Below are 25,090 nucleotides of genomic sequence, written 5' to 3' on the forward strand. Positions count from 1 at the left end.
TATGTCGAGTTTAAGCTGCCTTTATGGTGATAATGCAGAATTTGTGGAAGAAATGTATAGCCGTTATCTGCAGGGCGATAAATCAATCGGGAAAGATTGGAACAGAATTTTTTCAAGTAATTTAGAAGTTAAGAAAACGGAGACCTGCAATGTAACCAAGACGGATGATTCGGCTTCTGATTTGGCAAATTTCTTTAGGTCCTACGGTCATTTTTTTGCAGACCTTAACCCGCTATCACCAAATGAAAATCAAGAAATAGATTATCAAAAATATTCAAATTTATCTCCAGCACGTGACGCTGGAATCTATAGAGATATTTACTGCAAGAACATCGGTTTTGAATTTATGCATATCTCCTCTTATGAAGAGAAAATGTGGCTGCAGGAAAAGATCGAAAATCAAACCTATACGCTGAGCTCACAAGACAAAAAAGAAATACTGAGGCACTTGGTCGAATCCGAAATGTTCGAGCAATTTCTCCATATGAAATTTCCTGGATATAAGCGTTTTTCTATCGAAGGTGGAGAGGCAGCTATTGTTGCAATTGAAAGAGTTATTAGTGATTCTGCAGCTTTTGGTATTGAAGAAATAGTTCTTGGCATGGCTCACCGCGGACGACTCAATGTTCTAACCAAAGTTATGGGGAAAGAATATGCGGCAATGCTGTCTGAATTTCAAGGCAACCTTGCATACCCAAGTGGTCTTGAAGTGTCTGGTGATGTTAAATATCACCTTGGTTACTCCTCTGATCGAGCACTTGCCGGTGGTAAAAAAATACATTTAAGTTTATGCCCTAATCCATCTCACCTTGAAGCGGTAAATCCGGTTTTGGCTGGAAGAATAAGAGCAAAACAGAATATAAGATCTGTGCTTGGCATATCAATTCATGGTGATGCGGCTTTCATCGGCCAAGGAGTGGTTGCTGAAACTCTAACCTTAAGCAATATTGAAGGTTATAAGGTAGATGGCATTGTGCACATTGTTATTAATAACCAAGTTGGTTTTACTGCTAATCCGTGTTATGCGCGATCCTCTTTTTACTGTACTGATGTAGCAAAATCAATAGAAGCTCCAGTGTTTCACGTTAATGGAGATAACCCTGAAGCTGTGAGTTTTGTTGCGAGTTTGGCGATGGAATATAGGCAGAAATTCAAAAAGGACGTAGTGATTGATATAATATGCTACCGCAAATACGGCCATAATGAAGGCGATGAACCGAATTTCACTCAGCCACTTATGTATAAGACGATATCAAAGCATAAAACTCCAGGAACACTGTATGAAGAGAAGTTGATCGCAGAGAAAGTATTAAGTGGTAATAAATTGCGCAGTGAGTTCAGGGCAAAATTAGATAAAAGTCTTGCTGAATCAGTGACTTACACTCCAAAAAAAGCTGACTGGTTCGGTGGAGTGTGGTTAAAACTAAGAAGAGCAAAGCTGAATGATTTGAACGAATACTACACGAATTCTGGTGTTTCACCGAGTGAGCTAAAAAAACTAGGTGTGCATATAAATAGCAACATCCCAAGCGGTTTTAATATCAACAATAAGGTTAGAAAAATACTCGATGGAAGAATAGACAGCATAAATTCTGGTAGCAATATAGACTGGGCAACTGCCGAAAGTCTTGCATTTGCGTCACTGCTTACAGAAGGAATAGGAGTGCGTTTGTCAGGCCAAGACTCTGGTCGTGGGACTTTCTCGCACCGTCATTCAAGGCTTGTTGATCAGGTAACAGAAGAAGCGTTTATTCCGCTAAACAATATAAATGAAAAGCAAGCTCACTTTGAGGTCATAGATAGCGCTTTATCAGAGTATGCTGTAATGGGCTTTGAATATGGATATAGTCTTGATTCTCCGTATTCACTGGTGCTCTGGGAAGGACAATTTGGTGATTTTGCAAATGGTGCACAAATCATGATCGACCAGTTTATCGCATCTGCAGAAACAAAGTGGTTGCGATCAAGCGGTCTAGTTTTATTGTTGCCTCATGGTTATGAAGGGCAAGGACCTGAGCATAGCTCCGCACGTATAGAGAGGTTTTTGCAACTCTGTGCAGAAGATAACATGCAAGTTGTTAATTGCTCTACTCCAGCAAATTATTTTCATGCTTTACGCAGGCAAATCCATCGAGATTTTCGCAAGCCTTTAGTAGTGTTTACACCTAAATCACTATTGCGTCATAAAAGAGCAGTTTCTAACCTATCTGACTTTGAAGGAAAATTCCTCACGGTAATCCCAGAATATAGAACAAATTTGGTTCCAAATGATAAAATACGTAAAGTTGTAATATGCAGTGGTAAAGTTTATTACGATATAATTGAAATGCTTGAAACACAAAAAATAAACGATATAGCAGTGATACGTTTAGAACAATTCTATCCGTTTCCTGCCGATAAATTAAGTAGCGAACTTGAGAAATACGAGAACGCTGAAATTATATGGTGTCAAGAAGAACCAAAAAATATGGGAGGATGGTTTTTTGTCAACCCATTGATAGAGGAAGTGTTATCCAGTCTCAATATTCAAGCAAAAAGACCTAAGTGCATTGCAAGACCCGCTGCTGCATCTCCTGCATGTGGTTATGCTAGTGTCCATGCTCAGCAACAAGAGGAGATTTTAAAGCAAGTTATGCAGGGGATCTAGTACAATTGTGCAAATATTGAAGCGAAAGCTGGCAAGCGAACATTGTTCATCAGATCTTGACGCTGGGCACTGCAGCCAGGCGCGATAGAAAACGTATCACACCAATCAAACCTCTTTGATGCTCAGACAAATATAAAAAGACTTTCATTCGTATCTGTTCAGGATAGCGGCAAGACCATAGAGTAAATGTGAGCTTACAATAAATGGTGTCATCCCAGTCTGGGATCCAGCTTTTGATCGAAAATGTTGTATAGTGCGTTTGTTTACAATTTTTCTGGATCCCAGACTGGGATGACACCTTTGTGTTTGAGGCAAAATCGGCTATAACACTTAACATACTGCCTTTGCAAACAAATGTTCGTACAGTTGTGTATCACGCACTTTGCTTCAATATTTGTACATTAGCCATGCATCTGAACAGATACTTTCATTCTATTAAAAAGCTACAATATTTATTAAAATTTTCATTTATTTTTATTTAAAAAGTAAATATCATTAATATTTACTTTAATTAATATAGGATATATATGAATACAGAAATATTTGAGAGGTTAATAGGGCAAACTAGTCTACGCAGCAATAGCAAAGCTGAGATCATACAGCTAAATAGAAATGAAAAAGCTTTCATAGATGAGGATAAAAAGTCTATCGAATTAGCTGAGGCCATTTTTGAAAAGAATAATATGTTTCGTTTCCGCAAATCAGGTCCTGCTATGGATTACATTTTGCACAAATTAATAAATGATAGGAAGCTTTTCGAGGAAATGAAAGATAGAGGTACAAGTATAATACGTCTTTTTTCTTTGTTATCAATGTATCATGGTCGTCTCAATTGCTGTGTTATAAGAAAAGGAGGGTGTATTACTGAGTGTGGCATACTTGATTACGCTGGCACCTATCCAGAACTAGTGCCTTTAGAGGACTTTATACTTATTGAGCCTTCCTCGTACCTCGAGTACATTGTGTTTGACAATGAGAATATCAGAAATAGGTTAGCTGAAGACTTAACTGAAGATAAAACAAAATTAGATATCTTTTTGAATGGAATTTTAGCAACAAAGAATTCGGATTTAGTATTATCTTGTATTAACAAGATAGAGGTTCTTAATGAGGGAGATAGATATTTTGTTAATCTCTTACAGAAAAACGGCATGCTAGACTACATCTTAAACAAAGATGATACAACACTTGCAAAATCAACTCTAAAGGAGTTGTTGAAGCTTTCTATTTTGCAGGAAGAAAAAAGCACTGAGTTAGAATCTCCCCAAGCTTCAAGTGTAAATGTTAGCAAAGCTCAGCAACATTGTAGTATATAGCTGGTGATAAAGTTTAAAATAATTGCATATACTAAGGCTCATTTAAATATAGAGCCTCAGTGGTGCTTAATTTTTTCAATTGATGGTGACTATTAGCCCTACTATGATGTGGATCTATGCTCGCTTATAACTAAAATTTCACTTCCACCAAGGGGATATTATTCCAGCTATTGCTTCCATAGTCATCAATCGAAGCGTTTAAGTAATCTGTATCAAAGCGCACGGGCACATCAAATTCGAAGCTCGCAGTGATTATCGCATCTTTTACTGGTGGCTCCATAAATGTTATTTCTCCCGTTGAATAATTTACTGAATATTCACTCTCTTCTTTACCATTTAAATAAATCTTTACTGTCCCATGTACTGGCTTTTTGATCATGCGTATATGCTTATCTTCCCCACTTACATAAGTTTTGATTAGCTGAAAAGTCGTTTTTTTGTTATCTCCTATACCAATCTCTTGATTGATGGCTATAAAATCCGACCAGTCCTTAAAACGAAACCCTATTGCTTTACCTTTTCGTGCATGAAAAAATGTTATGAGTTCTGTTAGCTGCTCGTTTGATCTGACCCCGTAAGCTATGTTGTATCTAGTGCGTGCATGAGACCAATTGATGTTGCGCTGTTCACAACCGTTATGAGTTGTTACAACTTCAGTGGAAAATTCCGGTCCTCCAGTGGAACCATAAGATATATTTTCTGGAAATCTAATTTCTGTGAATGACATATGTCCTCCTATGAAAGTAAAATTAAAGTAATTTGAGCTAAATAACACCAGGTCATCCTGATTAAAAAGTACAATTATTGATGTCTGTGCTTGAGAGAAAACTTGCTAATTGAATAGTATCTTAAGTGTAATTTAAACACCACAACTACGGTACATTGTACTCAGGTTCATTTGAGTTGTCAAGCAAAAAAAATAAAATTTTATGGCAAACTGTAACTAGCCTTGCTTGTGACTTAATTCATCTACTTTTTTGCGTAATACATTCAAATCAGTTGCTCCTACAAACAGACTATCTCCAATTATTAAAAAGGTGTACCACCTACTCCCAAATCTCTTACTAGAAGCCTACTGTTGTTTATCATTTGCTCAATTTTGTCTGCATTATTTTTCATGGAACTATTAAAATCATCCTCATCAATTCCTATGCTTTTCACTATATCCAATATGCTTTCGTCTGAAAATCCTCCTTTGTGACTTAAAGCAGCATGGTGAAAATCGAAATATTTTTCTTTATCAATAAAGTAAACAGCTAAAGCACTTTTTGCTGCCTTTAAAGAAGCGTTACCAAGTATTGGAGCATCCCTAAAGATATACTTAATTTTGCCGTCGTTAATTAACTGCTTTATATCATTCTTTATAGCTTTGCAATGTCCACAAGAATAGTCAAAGAAGCCTGCAGCTACAACACTACTATTTTCATTTCCGGAGTAAGGATAAGTAAGGTCAAATATTTGATCCTTGTATTGTGAAATTTTACTTTTGGTTACATTATCTCGAGCAGCGTAACTACTTTTAATCGACTCCTCTTTGAGAGTTTTTACGATCTTATCAAAATTTCTACTTATATAATTATCTAATTTCTCACCTATATAATCATCGTTTAGCATTTGGCTGCGATTTGAGAGCCAATTATTTATTATCGGCAAGCTTGCTATTGCTATTATTAAAATTAATAAAAACGATACCCTAGACATACAATTTATTTAAAAACCTACAACATAAAACTTTTAGTACACATTTATCTATATATTAAAAGAAGCATCTAATGTTAATACATAAAAACATTTGTATCAAGTGTATTTTATAGCCAATTTTGCTGCAAGTACAAACTTTACGTACAATGAAACTCAAGCACATTACCACAAAGTTCATCAGAAGACTTGGTAGCAGAGGCGCGCGGAGCATAGATTTAAGTTGTTTGTTTTATTCCGCTGTGTATAATTTTGATAAACTCCGCGGAATAAACATATGAACGAGCCAATAATTGGTAGAGAAAAAGAAATAGCTATTCTACAAGACAAATTTCTTTCTCAATCAGCCGAATTTATTGCTGTTTATGGTCGGCGTCGTGTAAATGTTGTATTATCTGCATTTTATCAGCATAATATAGAAATAATGTAATGCAGATATTATGCCGATGCCAAATTATACGATTACTTCTAAAATTGCTAATTGCCTTATGAGGATTGAAGCAGCAAAAGAAAAAGTGTTACATTTGCCACTCACTGTATCGATGCTCTCGTCCCTTCGTGAAACCGCACGGCTTTATACCACACACTATTCTACTATGATTGAAGGAAATCGACTTGAGCCTAAACAGATTGAAGAGGTTTTAAGTGGTAAAAGCCACTTTCCAAAATATAGGAGAGATGAAAATGAGGTTAAAGGATATTATGCAGCTTTAACCCAAGTTGAACAATGGGCAGCGAGAACTATCCCTATTACTGAGAAAGCCATTCAAACGCTTCATATGGCAAGTGGAAAATCTAAAGTGAAGCCAACCTCTTATCGTGATGGTCAAAACGTTATTCGTGATAGCCGTACACGTGCAATAATTTATATGCCACCTGAAGCAAAGGATGTACCAAAGCTCATGAGCAGTATGATTGATTGGATTCGTAACAGTGAGCAAGTGCCTTGCCCAATTATTGCAGGTATTGCGCATTATCAATTTGTAACAATTCACCCTTACTATGACGGTAATGGTCGTACTGCAAGATTGTTGACTACATTAATTTTACACCTTGGTGGATATGACCTAAAAGGACTTTATTCATTGGAAGAATATTATGCCAAGAATCTAGGAGCGTATTATGAAGCAATTAGTGTAGGGCCATCGCACAACTATTACATGGGACGAGCTGAAGCAGATATCACTAAGTGGGTGGAGTATTTCGTAGAAGGTATGGCAAATTCATTTGAGAACGTTTTACAACGTATAAATGAAGAAGAATACCACACTGATCAGACTGATCTTATACGTAAGCTTGATCCTAAACAACGCAAAGCTCTTGAGCTCTTCCAGGAGTTTTCCGCTATTACAGCTAGTCAGGTTGGCGAACTATTTAATTTTAAGCCTCGTACCAGTGCGCAACTTTGTAAAAAGTGGGTGGAAATGGGGTTTATCAAGATTGTAGATTTTTCCAATAGAGGAAGGAAATACAAACTTAGTAAGCAATATGAGGATTTGATCTCAAATTAACTGAAAGCTCGCTAGGCAGGAAAGTAGTGCATAGGTCAAATTTCAATAAAGTGCTTGAAAACTAAATGTAAACTTAAAATTTTAAAAACTGGAATATGTACAACAACTTACGCGATTTCATCTCTGCTTTAGAAGAAAAAAAAGATCTGATTAGGATTAAAAAGGAAGTTTCAACAGTTCTTGAAATGACAGAAATTCACCGTAGAGTTCTGTCAAGCAAAGGACCAGCAATCATTTTTGACAATGTTGTCACAGAAAACGGCAAAAATTCGATTTCAGTTTTGGTAAATTTATTTGGCACTATCGATAGGATAGCTTTAGGGCTGAACATAAATCCTGGTGAACTAAGAGATCTTGGTAAACTTCTGGCGTTTTTGCAATCTCCTGAGCCACCAAAAAGCCTCAAAGATGCTATGAAGATGTTTCCTCTGCTAAAAGTTGTGTTGTCGATGCGAAGTAAAGTCGTGAGCAAAGCTCCATGTCAAGAGGTAGTGCTAACCGAAGATGAAGTGGACCTAAGTCTACTGCCCATTCAAACATGCTGGCCAAATGAACCTGCACCACTTATCACCTGGCCGATTGTGGTAACAAAAGGCCCCACGAGAGACAAACAAGATAATTTCAATCTTGGAATATATCGTATGCAGGTTATAGATAAAAAAACGACTCTAATGCGCTGGCTTGCACATCGTGGTGGTGCAGGTCACCACAAACGATGGAAAGAGAAGGAACAAAATATGAAATTTCCTGCTGCTGCTGTGATCGGTAGTGATCCTGCAACAATTATTGCTGCGGTAACTCCAGTGCCAGAAACATTGTCAGAATACCAATTTGCTGGGCTGCTGCGCAAAAAACCGCTTGAACTTGTAAACTGTAAAACTATACCACTTCAAGTTCCAGCTCATGCGGAGATTGTTCTGGAGGGCTATGTAAGTTTGGATAGCTATCGAGATGAAGGGCCATACGGAGACCACACCGGTTACTATAATGCTGTTGAGCAATTTCCTGAGTTTAACATTACTGCAATTACTATGCGCAAAAATCCAATTTATCTCAGCACTTTCACTGGCAAGCCACCAGATGAACCATCAATTCTTGGTGAAGCACTCAACGAAATCTTTGTGCCGATTCTTATCAACCAATTTCCAGAGATAGTAGACTTTTATCTGCCACCAGAGGGTTGTTCATATAGAATAGCGGTGATATCGATAAAAAAGTCTTACCCAGGGCAGGCAAAAAGAATTGTTATGGGCATACTTTCCTTCCTCAAGCAGTTTTTATACACAAAATTTATTATAGTTGTTGATGATGATATAAATATACGTGATTGGAAAGAGGTAATGTGGGCAATATCAACGAGAATGGACCCTGTGCGTGATACAATCATGATAGAGAATGCCCCAATTGATTATTTGGATTTTGCCTCTCCTGAAAGTGGCCTGGGAGGTAAGATGGGATTTGATGCAACAAATAAAATCCCGCCTGAAACCAAACGAGAATGGGGAGAGAAAATTGAAATGAGCGAAGAAATAGTAAGAAAAATCACGGAGAAGTGGGAAGAATATGGATTGACAAGTGATTAAATTATGATGTAGCCTATCGCCGTATATCCGGGGGTGGGTTGTTGTGAGGCTTTTTCACTTTTTATTCTTGTTAATGTGTTTTTCTCTGTATTACTATGCGGGTTTTATATTTTCGCCCTGCCCAAAAGCTACGGTTTGCTTTTCACCTGAAGAAGATTGTGCTGTACCGATAATCAGCGTAATAGATCAGTCTAAAAAATCTATCTTAGTTCAAGAATATACATTTACTCTTGGAACAGTTGCAAAATCTTTGATTAATGCTAAAGAACGCGGTGTTGATGTTAAAGTCATTTTAGATAAATCGCAACTCTACTCAAAATATAGTGTTATAAATGAATTATTTTCAGGTGGAGTACCAATTTGGATCGATGATAAGCCAAAGATTGCTCATAATAAGATAATGATTGTTGACAATCAAAAAGTCATCACAGGGTCATTTAACCTGAGTAAGACAGCTAAAAAAGGAAATGCTGAAAATTTATTAATTATTACAGATTATCCTGAATTGATTCAGCAGTATGTGAAAAACTGGGAGGCACGAATGTCACAATCTTATAAATACGCTCCCAACTAATCGAGAGCGCTTGCTCAAAATCGGTTTTAAAAACAGCAAGGGAGAGCTTTTTTGATTGATTGGCATAATGATTATGATATAATGAACTAAAAGTTTAAGGAATAAAGTAATGGATTATATAAATGATGCTGCCGGTAGCTACACTGCCATTCATGATTTTTTTCAAAACAACGGTGTTGGAGATTACAAAGTTCAATGCAGTTATGGTGGGGTGCCGTATGCTACTGATGAGTACGTGCATTCTGGCGATAAATTTTGGAGTAATAATTTCATAGACTCACATTTTGGCAGGGAAATAAAAATGTATCCTCAAAGTGAACTTTTAGCTAAAGAATATGCTGGAAGTACGCTGCCAGTTTCAATATTACTAGATAAGGATTTAATAAAAATAAAGGAATGTCAGAAAAAAACGAAATTTGTGGAACTAGAAAGGGAGTCAGGCAATTTAGTGTATGATAAGCAACAGCATGTAAAGTGTTACACAACAAAGCTATCATATGATGATGTGCATATTTACAATAACGATAAAGTTTCAACATTTAGCATAAAATACGACGTGCCAAATGATCCGAAATACAGTTTAAATATAACATTTACAAAGGTTAATGATAATAAACCAGGATTTTGGCAAAAATTTAAAAACATGGTATCCGTTCAGGATAGCGGCAAGACCATAGGGTAAAAGTGAGTTCACAACAAATGGTGTCATCCCAGTGCTTGACACTGGGATCCAGTCCTTTCGCACAGTTCCATCAAAAACGTTTAAAGGATTAACCGCTTTCGTGTTTATCAACTTAGTGCCCAATCTGGATCCCAGTGTCAAGCACTGGGATGACAAGAAAGGGAGCACTGGAATTTTTTTCAGTATTTGTACATTAGCCATGCATCTGAACAGATACAAAACATGTTTTAACGTGACCATTCACTAGACTTCTTTCAAAATTGTTAGAGGGAGTGTAAGATCAAGTATTTGAAAGCATGAAATATAGGAAATAGAAAAGCCTATTTTGCCTAAACTGAAGCGTCTTTTCCAATTTTTTCTAGCATCAACTCAGCAGCTTTTTGTTCAGCAATCTTTTTACTAGAAGCACATGCAGAAACTTTACCATAATCTTCTATGCAAACTGATATAGTAAATTCAGGATTGTGCGCTGGTCCAGTTTGTTTTACAAGCTCATACTCTGGTAAAGTCAATTTGTTTTTCTGAGTCCACTCTTGCAGTGAGGTTTTAGGATCTTGAGGGGGGTCGAGCATACCTTTAGCTAGCTTTTCCCAATATTGGGTAATAAATTTTTCAACATTTTCAAGTCCGCCATCAATATAAATTGCACCTATTAGTGCTTCAAGCGAGTTTTCTAAATTTTTTAGATTACATCTCCCTCCATTGCAGCGTTCACTATTATTCATGATGATAAAGCCGCCTAATTTTATTTCTTTAGCAACATTAGCAATGGTGTTGCCACAAACTAAATCCGTCTTTCTTTTTGCCAATGCTCCTTCTTTTTCTTCAGGAAATAGTTTAAACAGTATGGCAGATACGACCATATTCAAAACACTATCGCCCAAAAACTCTAGTCTTTCGTAGCTTACAATCTGGTTTTTGCTATTCCTTTTATTTACGCTTGGGTGAGTTAGTGCCTCTTCTAATATTGCATAATTTGTAAATTTATAATCAATGATCTTAGATATTGCATCATTCAAACTCTTCATACCCATTATTTAAAAGAAAAGCACTTCCTACCACCTTTATACCAGAGAATTAGTTTTATTTTATTAAAATAATACCACCAACTTCCAAAATTAATGTATACAACCCACCACCTCACTAATGTTACTAAATCCATCTCTCCTTATTAGTTCTGCAAGTTCTAGATTAATTTTGTTTACAACTTGAGGTCCGTGGTATATGAGAGCAGTGTACAACTGCACCAAAGAGGCTCCTGCCTTTATTTTTTTATATGCATCAGCACCACTTGAGATTCCTCCGCACCCTATCAATAATATTTTGCCCTTAGTAAGTTTGTACATATCGCTCAATAACTCGGTTGAAAGTTTAAACAGCGGTTTGCCACTCAACCCACCACTTTCGTTGTGGTGGGAATGCAGATTATCTCTACTTACCGTAGTGTTGCTTACTGTTAATCCGTCAATCTTATATTCCAACGCAAGCTCAGCGATATTTTCTTTCGTTTGCTGATCTATATCTGGTGAGATTTTTAATATTATTGGTATGGATTTAGAATTATCAATTGATTTCCGGATGGATTTCAACAATTTCGATAATTCTTGCTTATTGTGCAGATTGCGTAAATTAGGCGTGTTTGGAGACGAGATGTTCAGCACTATATAATTGCTTTTTCCATATACCATCTTTATTAAATCAACATAATCACTAATTTGGTCTTTCGATGCACTATTTTTTCCTATATTTATGCCAAAAATGCAGTCATCAAGCTTGGTTTTATCTATTTGTTTAAGAAAGTAGTCTATTCCTTTATTGTTAAATCCCAATCTGTTAATTACCCCTTGATCTTTAATTAACCGAAAAATTCTTGGTTTTTTGTTTCCATATTGTGGATTACGAGTTACAGTACCAGTTTCAATAAACCCAAAACCAAATGAAAGCATAGGCCTTATAACTTCTGCATTCTTGTCAAAACCTGCAGCCAGGCCCACGGGGCTTCTGAGCTTATTACCAAAAAAATTCACACTCAAAGATTCTGGCAGCTCTATAGGATTCTTATAAGGTATTTTCTTTAATGCCATGATTGCCAAAGAGTGAGCAACTTCAGGCGGCAGTAAAAACAATAAATTACGTAATATCATTTTGTAAAACACTTTGCTTATTTTTAGTTTATTTTTTACCATGAAACGCTATAAGAGTATAACCATAACTTGAAAAGAAATTGATTTTACTTATGAATAATTTTCTCTATAGGTTACACACTTAAAGCTACTGTTAACTTTTACAAGATATAGAAAATGAAAGAGGCCGGGACCGGAATTGAACCGGTATAAAAGGATTTGCAGTCCTCCGCATAAGCCATTCTGCCACCCAGCCATTTTTTATGTGTAGATATCCATTATATCTTTTAGCATAGATAAAGCTTCCTCCCTTTTGCGTTGAAAAGTGTTACGTCCAATGATTGAACCATTACCACCACCCTGCTTAATTTCTTTCGCTTCATTGCATATGTCATCTACTTCCTTCGACTCGCCACCAGAAAAAACTACTATTCTTTTTCCTGCAAAACAAGATCTTTTAACATATTCAATTCTTTTAGATAATGATTCAATATTTTCTGTTTCTATTTTCTCCCTTTCCAAATATTTAGTTGGAAGTTTTACTTTTATTATATTAGCGCCAAGCAAAGCTGTCATGTGTGCAGCATAGGCAATAACATCAACCGCTGTTTCACCTTCTTTGGAAATTCCTTCACCACGTGGATAAGACCATAGCACTACTGCAAGCCCATAAGATTTGGCTTCAGCTACGATTTCACGGGCTTCTTCCATCATATCGAAACACTTAGCAGAACCAGGATATATAGTAAATCCAACAGCCAAGCAGCCCAAACGCAGTGCATCTTTCACAGAAGAGGTTATTGCTTGATCAGAAGTCAGATTCTTCGAATGTAAGGAGTTGGAACTATTAAGTTTCAAAATAAGTGGAAGCATTCCAGCATAAGTTGAAGCACCAGCTTCAATCATACCAAGTGGAGCAGCATATGCACTTACTCCCGAATCAACTGCAAGCTGAAAATGATAATGTGGGTCATAAGCATCAGGGTTAACTTCAAAACTTTTTATTGGCCCGTGTTCAAACCCTTGGTCTACAGGGAGAATTACTAATTTGCCAGTGCCGCCAAGCTTTCCATGCATGAGAATACGAGTAAGATTTGCTTTTACCCCGGGGTTTTCACTTTCGTAGTGGTTTAAGATTTGTCTTATTTCTTTACTCATTAACGCTATGAAGTTCATTTAAAGTATAGCAAAAACCACAGTTGAAGCAAAGATCTTTTTATGGTTCTTGTCCTGCAGGTGTACCTAAAGATGTAACGTTAGGATTGGTGGTGTGCTGTTGTGGCTTTTTTTGGATTAAATCTCTAAAATACATTTTGACAATAGGAAGAACAAGTGGCATAAGCACTAGCTTGTAGTCATACCATGCAAATTTTTCTTTATAGCTAAACTCTGTATCTTCTTCATATAAACGCTGAATGCAATGTTCACTATATAGTTCAGACGCCTTTGTAAAAGTTCTAAGTAAAGCAATAAGTAATAAATCTAATACTAAATTAATCATCAGCATTGTTCCATATTGAGCAGGCCAGACATTTTGTGCTACCTCTGACACTAGACCACATATAGCAAATGTTGCTGCGATACATATCACATAATTATCAGCAGTAAGAAGCATATTTACTCTTCGGTTATATTTATCAGAATTTTCTTCTTGCAAACCTTTTTGTTTACTTGCTGCATAAATAACACCACAAAAGGATATAATAAATAACAACGGCCAAATCCCTATGCTAAATGCATAAAATTGATGAGCGATGCTTTGCACCGTGCCACTATTAGCAAGTTGTGATAAGCAAGATTCAACTTTCAACGAAGGAGTAAACACCACATTTGCTAATATAAAAAATAAAAGTGCTCTATTTATAGCTTTGCTTCTACGTGATAAAATCTCATCGACTTTTCTCTGCTTTTCTGCTATTTCTTCTTGTAATGTTGTAGGTCTACCAGGAGTTCTTCCTGATCTTAAGGCGTTAAGATGTTGCTCTAATTTCCTCTTGTTATCAGTAAGTTCCTGAAACTTTTTCTTTGCCTGCTCTTCATTACCTTTGTTTTTATCAGGATGGAATTTCAATGCCAGTTTTCTATAACGCCGTTCAACTAACTTGAGTATATCGTCAAACTCCTGGCTTATTACTTCTTCCGCTTTTATTCCTAGTCTTGAAAATAAATTCTGTAAATCTTGATTACTGTAATATTGATTTCTAGTTAAACTTGCCACTATAGCCTCATTATTCTTAAAATAAAACAAGTATACTATAAGTATAATAAAAAAACAAGAATTTCAAACTATATCAAAAGCAATTTTATCTTCTACTTTATTCATATAGATTCTTAATTTCCTTCCTTTTGTTAATTTACGATTCAGTATTTCTTCCGCTAAGTAACTTTTTATCTCTTTTTCAATAAGTCTCTCTATCGGACGTGCTCCCATTTCCTTACTATAACCTGTTTGTGCAAGATAAGATTTCACTTCATCTTCTACCAAGCAGTTTATGCCTTTTTGCGTCAGCTGCTTTTTCAGTTCCTGAGTAAATTTATCTACAATATGCAGAATTATATCCGCATTTAAGTCAGAAAAAGAAATAATCGCATCAAGACGATTACGAAATTCAGGGCTAAAAACCTGTTCTATCGCTTTTTCACTATCACCAGTGTTAAATTTTTTATGCCCAAAGCCAACAAAAATTTTGCTGCGTTCAGCTGCTCCTGCATTAGTTGTCATAATTAAGATTATATTGGAAAAGTTAACTTTACGTCCGTAAGTGTCTGTAACACAACCATAATCCATAATTTGTAGCAATATATTATAGATATCGCTATGGGCCTTTTCAATTTCATCAAGCAACACAACACTATATTGATTGTTAGATACAGACTCTGTGAGTAATCCACCCTGATCATAACCTACATATCCAGGAGGAGAACCAATCATCCTTGATATCGTATGAGATTCAATATATTCGGACATATCAAAGCGTATAAGATTCATGCCCATGCTTTCTGCTAATTGTTTTGCTAGCTCGGTTTTACCAACACCAGTTGGCCCTGCAAAAAGATAACTTGCTAAAGGCTTATTGTAATTTCTCAACCCAGACTTAGCAATTTTAATAGAATTAACAAGAGATTCTATTGCCTGCTCTTGACCAAAAATCACCTTTTCTAGATTAGCTTTTAAAGATTTTACTTTCTGCAAATCATCAGATTCAGATCCGCAAGGCACATTTGTAATTCTAGTAATGGTATTTTTAATATCTCTACTATTTACAATTTTACCCCTGTTTCTTAGCAATTTACAATATGCCCCTGCCTCATCAATAACATCAACCGCTTTATCAGGTAATATTCGCCCAGTAATATACTTATGCGAAAGTTCAGCCGCAGACCTAATGGCATTCTTTGTATAATATACTCCATGATACCCTTCATAGTAGTGCTTTATGCCATCTAGTATCTTTATCGTTTCATTAACAGAAGATTCTTTAACATTAATTTTTTGAAACCTTCTCGCTAGTGCTTTATCTTTTTCAAAACTAGTGCTGTATTCTCTATATGTAGTTGCACCTATACAACGTAGTGTACCTCTTGCAAGCGCAGGTTTGAGTAGGTTACCTACATCAAGAAAGCTACCACTTGTAGAACCTGCTCCAATGATAGTGTGTATTTCGTCAATAAAAAGGATAGCACCTGGTTTTACCTCAATCGCTTTTATTATAGATTTTATTCTCTCTTCAAAATCACCTCTGTAGCGTGTCCCTGCAAGGAGTGATCCTAAATCCAAAGCATAAATTATACTGGACCTGAGCGCACTCGGAACACTGCCTTCAATGATCTTGAGTACCAAACCCTCAACTATTGTTGTTTTACCAACACCTGGGTCTCCAACATATAAAGGGTTGTTTTTTCTACGCCTCAATAATATTTCTATAGTGCGATTCAATTCATAATCACGACCAATAACATAATCTATTTTTTTGCTTCTTGCATAGTCATTTAAATTTTTACAATAACTTTGTAGAATTTCCTCATCTTTTAGTAGCTCACCTTTATTTACTGTAGTAGGAGCGTCATTATTTTTATCAAGTTTTACTTTATGATTGGTGGTGTATTCATCTATATCGTTAGAGTATTTCATATTAGATATATGGTAAATCAAATTGGAATCTTTCGCATTTTGTTTCTGCAATAGATTTTCAACGTATAAGTCTTGCCTAGACAAAATTTCTACTAGAACATTTGCTCCATTTATTTCTTTTTTTCCCAAGCTATGAGCCCGTATTATTGCTCTATGTATTATGCATTGAAACATTGAGCTAGGTTTAACTCCACTGATAATCAATTCAGAACTGCTTTGTAAAAACCCTTTTATATTATTATAATCATTAGCCTTAATATTGCATCTTGATAGAATGTTATCCATATTGATGATTTCATCGGCTCTGATATTACATCTTGATAAAACGTAATTTACATCCACGTCTTTAGTTAACGCCAGCAATAAATGTTCTACTTTCGCATATTTAAGATTAAAATTAGAAGCAATGAGTAGCGCTCTATTCAAACTTGCCTCTAAGTTTTTGGAAATCATCTCCTATTCTCTTTAAAAGTGGGAACTCATATATAATGAATAGCACACAATTATTAAAAAAATTGAAATCCAGTAGTTCGCTGTAGCCAATTTGAGTCCCCACTCTGGATCTACGTCATAGCACCGCGATATCTCAACATAGATTCCGCTAATGAGTAGCGGAATGACGAGTTTTACGCTTATCAAGCTGTAGGTAAATCCTATTTAATACGCTTTTTCTAGTACTCTGCTTTTCTTTTTAAATGCATTGATCTTTTTTCTACCGTATTTAGTCTTTAACGTACTTGGCCTTTTAAAGACCTTTTTGCTATTACGTTTTTTAAATTGCACACTACAATCAAAATTTGGCTCTCCTTCTTTGTCTGCCAATGCAGGCAGTCTTCTCTTATCTTGAGGTGTAACAAAAGATAGCGCATGCCCTTCAGCTCCAGCACGTGCAGTTCTGCCTATACGATGAATATAGTCAGCTTGCGATTGTGGTGCATCATAATTGATAACATGTTGAATGTGGGGAATATCAAGGCCGCGAGAAGCAACATCTGTTGCAACCATGATTTGATTGCGGCCACGACGAAAAGAATTAATGACCCTTTCGCGCTTGTGCTGCCTTAAATCACCATGAATTGCTAAAGCGCTATAGTCATCTTTGTACAATCTGCTAGCTAGCTGATCCGCTCCTTGCTTTGTTTTGACAAAGATAATGATTGATCCTTCGCGCTGACATAGTTGTGTAACAAGCTTTTCATATTTTTCTGATTCTGATGCATAAACAATCTCTTGCTTAATTTTTACAGAAGTTGTAGTCTCACAATCAACAGAAATACGTTCTGGTCGATTAAGGTACTTCTCAGTAAGTTTAACTATATCACTAGGAAGAGTTGCAGAAAACATAAGAGTCTGCCGTATTTTTGGCAGATATTTCATGATCCCTTCAATTTGAATTCCAAAGCCCATATCAAACATACGATCCGTTTCATCAAGCACAAGAACGCTAACATTGCGAGTAATCAAAGTTTTACGCTCAATATGGTCTATAATACGACCAGGAGTACCTATTACAATTTGTGGTTTTTTCTGAAGCTGATTTAGCTGCCTAAAAATAGGCTCACCACCAATCAATAAAGCGACCCTTAGTGCAGAATTTTGAAATAAGAGTTTTCTTATCTCATTTGTTACCTGATGCGCAAGCTCCCTGGTTGGCACGATGACTAAAGCTGAAACAGCGTTAGGCTCATTCAGCAAATTAGCAACCAACGGAATAGCAAATGCCAAAGTTTTTCCAGTTCCCGTTTGAGCAGACCCAAGAATATCTTTACCTTGTAGCGCTAAGGGAATCGCTTGTATTTGAATCGGAGTTGGGACGAAAAGATTATTTTTATCTAGAGCTTGTGTAAGCGAAGCTGGGAGACCCATCTCATGAAAATTATTCACAATACGTTAACCCTATTAAAAGACTTCATAATAGATTAATCTTCCAATCTTAAATTTATTGCAGATTTTTTATCTTCTCCGTTTCTACCGCGCTCCTCTTTAACCTCATAACTCACCCTTTCTCCTTTTATCCCCTTCTCTTTATTCTCTCCTTTAAGTGTCTCAGGCCTTATTCCTGAACGTTCCAACGTGCTAATATGTACAAAAACGTCACCCCCTTTACCTTCTGGCTTGATGAAACCATAGCCTTTTTCGGCATTAAACCATTTTACATTACCAAATTCCATTTAAACAACTCCTAAATTATTAACTAACATTACTAATGTGATGAAAAACTTTGAAATTACGATTGAGAATGCTTTAAGCTTAGCTATTGAAACTAAACCTTTATACTCCATAGTCTATTCTTAACATTACATGACAATAATACACAATTGTTGTACTTAATGCAAATAAAATTTTTAATTATTAAGCGAACCTGCAACCGTCATTTCGCTAACTTTAATCGTTGGTGAATTAAATTGCCCACAAAAAGTTAGATCATCTGCAACGACTAAATTTCTAAACATATCCTTCAAATTGCTAGCAATGGTAATCTCATGTATTGGATACGTTATTTTTCCATTTTCTATAAAAAATCCGGAAGCGCCTTGGCTGTAATCGCCATTGATTAAATTAACACCAAAACCAAATAAATCAGTTACATATATTCCCTCTTTCACTTCCTGAATTAATTCTTCAAACGATACATTACCATTCTCAATGTAGAGGTTACTAGCTGCAGGAATAACTGCAGCATTACTTGCACGAGTTGCACTTCCGGTTGTTTCTGAGTCTAATTTTCTAGCCGAGTATAAGTCTAAAATCCAATTTTGTAATATTCCGTTTTTTACAAATATATTTTTCTTGCTAGTTATCCCTTCTCCATCAAATGGTCTCGATGCTATGCCTCTTGGCAACAATGGATCATCGATAATATTAATTCTATCGTTGAAAATCTGAACGTTTAAACTACCCCTCAAGAAAGAACTGTTGCTTATAATACTGCTCCCATTTATAGCAGAAGCAAAACTTTTTACTAGCCCTTTTGCTGCTCTTTTTTCAAAAATAACTGGAAATTTACCAGTTTTAATTGTACGTGAATTCAATTGATCAACTGCTCTTTTTGCTGCTTCTTTTCCCATTAACTCTGGCAACTTTAAATCACTAAAATTACATGCTATATCATAATCGTAACCAACCTTCATTTCACTTTCTCTTCCAGCAACAACAGAGACCTGATTAGCAAAGGTTGATTTACTAAACGAGCCAATAAAACCAGAAACAGTCGATAATACTGCATTCACTAAAGCGTATGAAGAAGAGGCTCCTTCAGAATTAGTGATACTCTTATGTGCAAGGGCTGAATTTTCTGCAGCTTCAGCAATTTCTTTTAGGCTATCAACGGTTACAACATTATTATCTGAGATACTTAAATCTGCAGAAGAGATATAATTACTACCATTTACAGCAAAATTAATGCAAGGATCTTCTGGCGCATTCTTTGCCATTTCTACCACTTGGCTTACCGTATCACTAAGATTATTCAAATCGTTTGTAGAAATATACGCAGCTTTGTTTTTACCTGCTATAGCTCTGATTCCTACAGTGCAATTTTTAGATTGTGATATTTGCTCAATTTTTGATAGACGCTGAGAAACTGAAGTCTTATTAGTTTCATATATTGTAACTTCCGCATCTTGATTCCGCTTTTTTATTAATTTAGTGATATCTGCTGCAATATTTAATATATTCATTTTCTATTCCTTAGATTTTTATAAAGACTCTGCACCACCTATAACTTCAATTAAATCAGTTGTAATTGCTGCTTGACGAGAACGATTATAAAGCAATGCTAGTTTGTTCAGCATCTCTTTAGTGTTTCTGTTTGCTGATTCCATAGCAACCATCCTAGCACTATTCTCACTTGTTGCACTTTCAAGCAAAGCAGAGTAAAGAGCAATTACAACGTAATCTTGAACCAAAGATTTTAAAATAAATTCAATATTTTGTGGTTCATACTCATAGCCGTAATCTGTTGTTGGAACAGCCAGAGAGTTGTCAATCAAGGATGAGTCTTCACTCCATGGTTTTATTGTTTCCAACATTGGCTTTTGCGTGAAGGTATTATAGAATTTACTATAAAAAACTTTAACTTTATCGTATTTACTTAAATCTATACCATCAACCAAAGCTTCTACGTACTTTAACGTGATCCCCTTACTATTTTCAATTTTTAAGATACTTTTAGAGTCAAATCTATTTTTACCTACATCAAAAGCTTTTTTACCAAGAAATACAATATCTACTTTTTTGCCATTTGCGATTGACTTATTTACACGCTCTTGACTAAATTTGACAATAGAAGAGTTAAAGTTGCCGCACAAGCCACGATCAGACGCAACAATGAATACTAGGTAAGAACCGTCGTTACTGACATTTAGAATTTTTGCCAGTAATTTTTGATCAACTGATAGCATTAATGAAGAAATAATGCTATGCAGCTTAGATATATATAATTTTGAATTTGATAATTTCCTTTGGCTTTGTAATAACTTTGCTGCAGAAACCATTTGCATTATTTTCGTGGTTTTCTGTACAGACCTAATATTCTTAATTCTTAAGGATAATTCCTTTAAGCTCTTCATTTTGTATACAACCCTGATTTATTAAAATATATAATTGTTAGTGTCTAAAAGCAAGTTTTTTTGACATTAGAACCAAGTCTAACTAAAAAACTTGCAGGTTTATTATTTTGAAATAAGGGTTATATTAAGAGATCTACTACAAAAATTGTTCAATAGAGGCCTTTGAGTATCCGTTCAGGATAGCGGCAAGACCATAGAGTAAAAGTGAGTTTACAACAAATGGTGTCATCCCAGTGCTTGACACTGGGATCCAGGTTACTATATATGAAAAGTTATTATGTTTATATACTTGCAAGTGAACGAAATGGAACCTTGTATATAGGTATAACATCAAATTTAATTAAACGAATTTGGGAGCATAAAAGCAAAGCCATTTCCGGTTTTACGTCAAAGTACAATGTTAGTAAATTGGTCTACTTTGAGGAGTTTCAAGACATAAATTTAGCAATTAGTAAAGAAAAGCTTCTAAAAAGCTGGCAGAGAAAATGGAAAATAAACTTAATTGAAAAAACAAACCAAGAATGGAAAGATTTATATGATGAAATCGTATCTGGATTCCAGTGTCAAGCACTGGAATGACACCATTTGTTGTACAAATTACCTTTGCAAACAAATGTTCGTACAGCTGTGTGTCATGTACTTTATTTGCACATTAGCCACTTCCCTGAACAGATACGCCTTTGATGGTAATTTCCCATATATTATTATCATCACACTTTGTGGAACCTTATAATATATAACAAACGCAATTAAAACTATTGCAATTTGAACATTTATGATCCCATTGCTTTAGTTCTCTGTTACAATTTTTACACTTCCAGCCCGGATCAGGCAAAGCTTCTGAGCCCATCTTGTTTAGCCAATAAATTACCTTGTCGTGTTCTTGCAATGTAACCTTGAGTTGTATTACAATAAAGTAGATTGACATGTAATTAGCTTTTTTCATAGCAGTGTCTAAATATTGACTTGCAAGATCATATTTACCTGAACTCATTGAGGACAAAGCAAGTAAACAGTAACTAAAATAATAATCAGGGCGTAAGTTGTATAGTCTTTCAGCACCTTTACTATTTAAATTGATGTACATTCTAGCTGACTGAGGAGTAGGATTTACTGCATATTCTGTCTCTAGCACTGCAGAAGCTTTTCTGATTTTTCCAAGTTTAATATATAATTCTGCTTTTAAATAATTGATGGACCGAAAGGTTGCATAATAACTTTGTGCTCTGAATAAAGACTTTATAGCTCCTTTAAAATCCCCTTTACTTTCATATTGTTTTGCCAAAGCACAATAAAAAACTGCAAACATTTCTTTATGGTCAAAGGGAAGAAAAATATTGAACTTAACTGCTTCCTTCAACCTCAAAATTGCATTAATCCAATCTTCTTTCAATATGCAATGCTCTATTTGAAAGGGAATAGATAGCATTTTATCGTTAATTGAACTAGAGCAATATTCTATAAATTTTTGAAAGACTACTTTTTCTTGTTTGAGGTGAACAATCAGCTTATTGGCCAGAAGTAGAGCTAAGTTACGATTTTTATTTGCAATATTTGTTAAACCGTTACTGAAAAAGCTGTAATTTCCCGTCTTACCTGAGTTAAAGAGCTTTATTAAAGATAACCTATTGCTTTTTTCATTTAAACTTTTAACTACCTTTTGAGCGTTCTCTATATTGTCTAAGTCTATGCTAAAGAAAGCTTCAAAGAGAAGCAATTCTTCCCTATCTCTTCTTCTATTTCTTATGTTGGCAAATGTTGATAAAATGGAGGAAAAAAAGCGTACAAGTGTAATTAATAAAAATAATAAAACTACACAAGTAAAAATAATGAAATATAGATCAATACTTATAGTGTAATTGCCTAATTCCAATTTTATTACTTCACCACTTACCTTGACCCATATGCAAAATAAAAACGAAAGAGCGAAAATTATAAAATAAATCATGAGATATATTGTAATAAGTGATGATATATTGTTGAAATATTCTTAGAAGCTACAATAAAACCATTCAATTTATTCAGCCATGGCTTGAATTCTGAATGCGTTAAATTGCTTACTGTAACAGTTATATTTTGCCAATCATTATCGTTTATTGACTCCTCAATTTCTGCGAATTTTGCCCTTAATGGGTCATTTTTATCTTGTATTCTAATCCAGTTTGAAATGATTTTTTTAGACAATGTACTTTTATTGTAGTTAATAACAGCAATGGTCTTCTCAAAAGATAACTTCAACTCACGTAAAGTATCTACCTTTTTCAAACTTTCCAATTCATTTACTGCATTTTCTATCTCTGGATCATCAAGCTCTGATATCAAAGGCTTTATTGAATTTATATGATTATCAAATTTTGCTTCTCGCAATAACGAATTCTTCATTTTAACTACAAGTAGCAGCAATCTTGCGAGGTTCTTATGCCTTGAGCTACCATCACCTTGCTCACATTGAGTGTGCAGAACTCTCTTTAAGTCAAATATCTTTTTTTCTACCCTGGATTGATTAACTTCAAGTGACATTCTGAATTCATCTATTTTTTCCGTTAAAACATTTATATTGTCTTCGCTTTCTTGCTGAATTATTTTTAAAAAGATTATGTTATTTATTGTGATGTAACCGGTAAATAACAATACAATTAAGAACCAGCCTATGTACTTTTGCTGAGTATCATTCATAACGTAGTATCTCCGCAGGATCTTGTGCAGCTGCCTGCAATGCAGGAGCAATTGTCGCTAAAAATGATAAGAGTAACGCAAGCGCAGAAATACTTACTACATCTTGAGGGACTAATATCACCGGTAAACTTGAAAAAAAGTATATCATAGGATCAAACAGCTTGACGTTAGTAATGTTTTCTAAAAACACTCTAATACTTTCGATATTGAGAGAAAAAACGACACCTATAATACAACCAAGACAAGTTCCCGTAAAACCGATTAATAGACCACAAGCGCAAAATATGCGCATAATGCTTCCACTTGTTGCACCAAATGTACGCATAATTGCAATCGCGGATTTCTTTTCTTGCACTATCATCATTAAATTTGAGATAATATTAAACGCTGCTACAACTATAATCAAAGTAAGAATTAAAAACATCACATTTCTTTCAGTTTTTAAAGCACTAAAATAATGGCTTTGCTGTAATTGCCAACTTTCAGCTTTCATTCCTATTTCTTTTTCTATAGCATCTGCCAGCTTATCAGCTCTAGTAACGTCGTCTACAAGTACTTCTATATTTTTTATGCTATTTTCATAATTAAAAAAGGCTTGTGCTGATTTTAGAGGCATATATATCAAGGTATTATCATACTGAAACATACCCATATCAAATATTGCTATAACTTTATATTTTTTCATTCGCGGCATTTCACCAAGTAATGCATCAAATTCTTCAGATGATATAAACGTAATTTTGTCGCCATAGTCAACGTTCAAAGCTTCTGCCAATCGTGCTCCTATTATTATCCCTTCATCAAATTTTTTTACATCACCTATAATTACATTATTTGTAATGGTAGTACTATCAAGCAAATCTTTAGTTAACACACCTCGCACTACGCTACCTGCAATTTTACCATTTGCTACAATAATAACTTGATCATTGGTCATAGGAGTAGCTTTTAATATACCAGGAATTTTCTCAATAGATTTCGAAACTGTGCAGTAATCTGAATTTATGTTCTTATCAAAATAAACATTAATATGGCCATCAATGCCAAGTATTGAGTCAAGCAACTTTGCTCTGAATCCGTTCATCACAGACATCACCACTATTAGTGTTGCAACTCCAAGGGCAATGCCGATAATAGAGAACAAAGTCATTATAGAGCAAAATCTGGCATTTTTCGCTCGCAAATAGCAAGCAGCCATAGTAATTTCAAAGACAATGGACATTACAAAATATTTTGAGGTTAAACATTATATTCTTGAAACTTCGTATAAGTGTAGACTTTTCTTTATTTGAAAACTAGATATTTTTACTCCTTTAAATTTAGCAGGCTTATAGAATATATTCAATACCTTAGCACACAACTATACGAACATTTGTTTTTGTTAAGGTAATTCATACAGTAAATGGTGTCATGCCAGTGCTTGACACTGGCATCCAGGAAATTTTTGCTTGCAAATAAGTAAACTGATTTGGTGAGCGTAGAAAGCAGCTGATCTTATGCTGAATAAACGTTTTTGATGAGGTTGCATGAAAGCTGGATCCCAGCGTCGAAGCACTGGGATGACACCCTTCCCTGGT

The 25,090-nt window shown here is 35.2% G+C and carries 22 protein-coding genes, 1 tRNA gene and 1 pseudogene; 8 read left to right on the forward strand and 16 right to left on the reverse strand.

What is annotated here, in order from left to right; all coding sequences use genetic code 11:
• Position 1: 1 nt before the first annotated feature.
• Positions 2 to 2,647 carry a 2-oxoglutarate dehydrogenase E1 component gene (locus ACWHVF_RS03505; RefSeq protein ID WP_064124846.1) on the forward strand — a complete coding sequence of 882 codons (2,646 nt, stop codon included), beginning with the start codon at positions 2 to 4 and terminating at the stop codon, positions 2,645 to 2,647.
• A 49-nt stretch (positions 2,648 to 2,696) separates the two neighbouring features.
• Here ACWHVF_RS03505 and ACWHVF_RS03510 read toward each other — a convergent pair whose 3' ends face one another.
• A complete protein-coding gene (locus ACWHVF_RS03510) occupies positions 2,697 to 2,984 on the reverse strand; it encodes a hypothetical protein (protein WP_156488167.1) in 288 nt (95 codons plus the stop codon).
• Between the two features lie 190 nt (positions 2,985 to 3,174).
• On the opposite strand from ACWHVF_RS03510, the gene ACWHVF_RS03515 reads away from it, so the two are divergent.
• A complete protein-coding gene (locus tag ACWHVF_RS03515; protein ID WP_064124847.1) occupies positions 3,175 to 3,963 on the forward strand; it encodes a hypothetical protein in 789 nt (262 codons plus the stop codon).
• A gap of 130 nt (positions 3,964 to 4,093) precedes the next feature.
• Here ACWHVF_RS03515 and ACWHVF_RS03520 read toward each other — a convergent pair whose 3' ends face one another.
• Together ACWHVF_RS03520 and ACWHVF_RS03525 are read right to left on the reverse strand one after the other, a co-directional pair.
• On the reverse strand, positions 4,094 to 4,690 hold the full coding sequence (locus tag ACWHVF_RS03520; RefSeq protein WP_064124848.1) for a TIGR02217 family protein: 597 nt from the start codon (positions 4,688 to 4,690) through the stop codon (positions 4,094 to 4,096).
• A gap of 216 nt (positions 4,691 to 4,906) precedes the next feature.
• Positions 4,907 to 5,664: pseudogene (locus tag ACWHVF_RS03525) on the reverse strand (DsbA family protein).
• 274 nt (positions 5,665 to 5,938) lie between these two features.
• Here ACWHVF_RS03525 and ACWHVF_RS03530 point away from each other — a divergent pair.
• The 5 genes from ACWHVF_RS03530 (at position 5,939) to ACWHVF_RS03550 (ending at position 10,011) form a co-directional block, all read left to right on the forward strand.
• On the forward strand, positions 5,939 to 6,091 hold the full coding sequence (locus ACWHVF_RS03530) for a hypothetical protein (RefSeq protein WP_179945552.1): 153 nt from the start codon (positions 5,939 to 5,941) through the stop codon (positions 6,089 to 6,091).
• A gap of 16 nt (positions 6,092 to 6,107) precedes the next feature.
• A complete protein-coding gene (locus ACWHVF_RS03535; RefSeq protein WP_447933170.1) occupies positions 6,108 to 7,172 on the forward strand; it encodes a Fic family protein in 1,065 nt (354 codons plus the stop codon).
• A gap of 95 nt (positions 7,173 to 7,267) precedes the next feature.
• Positions 7,268 to 8,755: a UbiD family decarboxylase gene (locus ACWHVF_RS03540; protein ID WP_064124850.1), complete on the forward strand. Its 1,488-nt coding sequence runs from the start codon at positions 7,268 to 7,270 to the stop codon at positions 8,753 to 8,755.
• A gap of 43 nt (positions 8,756 to 8,798) precedes the next feature.
• Entirely contained in the window at positions 8,799 to 9,329 is a 531-nt protein-coding gene (locus ACWHVF_RS03545; protein WP_064124851.1) for a phospholipase D family nuclease, read from the forward strand.
• Between the two features lie 109 nt (positions 9,330 to 9,438).
• Positions 9,439 to 10,011 carry a hypothetical protein gene (locus ACWHVF_RS03550; RefSeq protein ID WP_064124852.1) on the forward strand — a complete coding sequence of 191 codons (573 nt, stop codon included), beginning with the start codon at positions 9,439 to 9,441 and terminating at the stop codon, positions 10,009 to 10,011.
• A 329-nt stretch (positions 10,012 to 10,340) separates the two neighbouring features.
• Here the strand turns inward: ACWHVF_RS03550 and rnc are convergent, their stop codons facing one another.
• From rnc to atpG, 10 genes are all read right to left on the reverse strand, one after another.
• Positions 10,341 to 11,039 carry a ribonuclease III gene (rnc, locus tag ACWHVF_RS03555; protein ID WP_064124860.1) on the reverse strand — a complete coding sequence of 233 codons (699 nt, stop codon included), beginning with the start codon at positions 11,037 to 11,039 and terminating at the stop codon, positions 10,341 to 10,343.
• A 90-nt stretch (positions 11,040 to 11,129) separates the two neighbouring features.
• Positions 11,130 to 12,197: a quinone-dependent dihydroorotate dehydrogenase gene (locus ACWHVF_RS03560; protein ID WP_064124853.1), complete on the reverse strand. Its 1,068-nt coding sequence runs from the start codon at positions 12,195 to 12,197 to the stop codon at positions 11,130 to 11,132.
• A gap of 121 nt (positions 12,198 to 12,318) precedes the next feature.
• Positions 12,319 to 12,390, reverse strand: a tRNA-Cys gene (locus tag ACWHVF_RS03565).
• A 5-nt stretch (positions 12,391 to 12,395) separates the two neighbouring features.
• Positions 12,396 to 13,292: a class I fructose-bisphosphate aldolase gene (locus ACWHVF_RS03570; RefSeq protein WP_447933171.1), complete on the reverse strand. Its 897-nt coding sequence runs from the start codon at positions 13,290 to 13,292 to the stop codon at positions 12,396 to 12,398.
• Positions 13,293 to 13,350: 58 nt separating this feature from the next.
• Positions 13,351 to 14,352 carry a J domain-containing protein gene (locus tag ACWHVF_RS03575; RefSeq protein WP_064124854.1) on the reverse strand — a complete coding sequence of 334 codons (1,002 nt, stop codon included), beginning with the start codon at positions 14,350 to 14,352 and terminating at the stop codon, positions 13,351 to 13,353.
• Between the two features lie 63 nt (positions 14,353 to 14,415).
• Positions 14,416 to 16,719 (reverse strand): AAA family ATPase, encoded by a 2,304-nt coding sequence (locus tag ACWHVF_RS03580; RefSeq protein WP_064124855.1) that lies wholly within the window; start codon positions 16,717 to 16,719, stop codon positions 14,416 to 14,418.
• A 204-nt stretch (positions 16,720 to 16,923) separates the two neighbouring features.
• Entirely contained in the window at positions 16,924 to 18,150 is a 1,227-nt protein-coding gene (locus ACWHVF_RS03585; protein WP_064124856.1) for a DEAD/DEAH box helicase, read from the reverse strand.
• A gap of 35 nt (positions 18,151 to 18,185) precedes the next feature.
• Positions 18,186 to 18,437: a cold-shock protein gene (locus ACWHVF_RS03590; RefSeq protein ID WP_064124857.1), complete on the reverse strand. Its 252-nt coding sequence runs from the start codon at positions 18,435 to 18,437 to the stop codon at positions 18,186 to 18,188.
• 174 nt (positions 18,438 to 18,611) lie between these two features.
• Positions 18,612 to 19,946, reverse strand: coding sequence for a TldD/PmbA family protein (locus tag ACWHVF_RS03595; protein ID WP_064124858.1), 1,335 nt, complete (start codon positions 19,944 to 19,946; stop codon positions 18,612 to 18,614).
• An 18-nt stretch (positions 19,947 to 19,964) separates the two neighbouring features.
• A complete protein-coding gene (atpG, locus tag ACWHVF_RS03600; protein WP_064124859.1) occupies positions 19,965 to 20,837 on the reverse strand; it encodes an ATP synthase F1 subunit gamma in 873 nt (290 codons plus the stop codon).
• Positions 20,838 to 21,101: 264 nt separating this feature from the next.
• Here atpG and ACWHVF_RS03605 point away from each other — a divergent pair, with 264 nt between their 5' ends.
• The gene (locus tag ACWHVF_RS03605) at positions 21,102 to 21,416 is read left to right on the forward strand and encodes a GIY-YIG nuclease family protein (protein ID WP_064085789.1); all 315 of its coding nucleotides are present in this window, start codon (positions 21,102 to 21,104) and stop codon (positions 21,414 to 21,416) included.
• Between the two features lie 148 nt (positions 21,417 to 21,564).
• Here ACWHVF_RS03605 and ACWHVF_RS03610 read toward each other — a convergent pair whose 3' ends face one another.
• From ACWHVF_RS03610 to ACWHVF_RS03620, 3 genes are read right to left on the reverse strand one after another with little or no spacing between them, the layout of a single operon-like run.
• On the reverse strand, positions 21,565 to 22,785 hold the full coding sequence (locus ACWHVF_RS03610; protein WP_064125355.1) for a hypothetical protein: 1,221 nt from the start codon (positions 22,783 to 22,785) through the stop codon (positions 21,565 to 21,567).
• Positions 22,782 to 23,513 carry a hypothetical protein gene (locus tag ACWHVF_RS03615; protein ID WP_064125354.1) on the reverse strand — a complete coding sequence of 244 codons (732 nt, stop codon included), beginning with the start codon at positions 23,511 to 23,513 and terminating at the stop codon, positions 22,782 to 22,784. Before ACWHVF_RS03615 ends, ACWHVF_RS03610 begins: the two co-directional genes overlap by 4 nt.
• A complete protein-coding gene (locus ACWHVF_RS03620; RefSeq protein WP_064125353.1) occupies positions 23,506 to 24,735 on the reverse strand; it encodes a lipoprotein-releasing ABC transporter permease subunit in 1,230 nt (409 codons plus the stop codon). The genes ACWHVF_RS03615 and ACWHVF_RS03620 overlap by 8 nt, the downstream gene beginning before the upstream one ends.
• Positions 24,736 to 25,090 lie beyond the last annotated feature (355 nt).

The organism is Wolbachia endosymbiont of Dactylopius coccus (assembly GCF_977011065.1).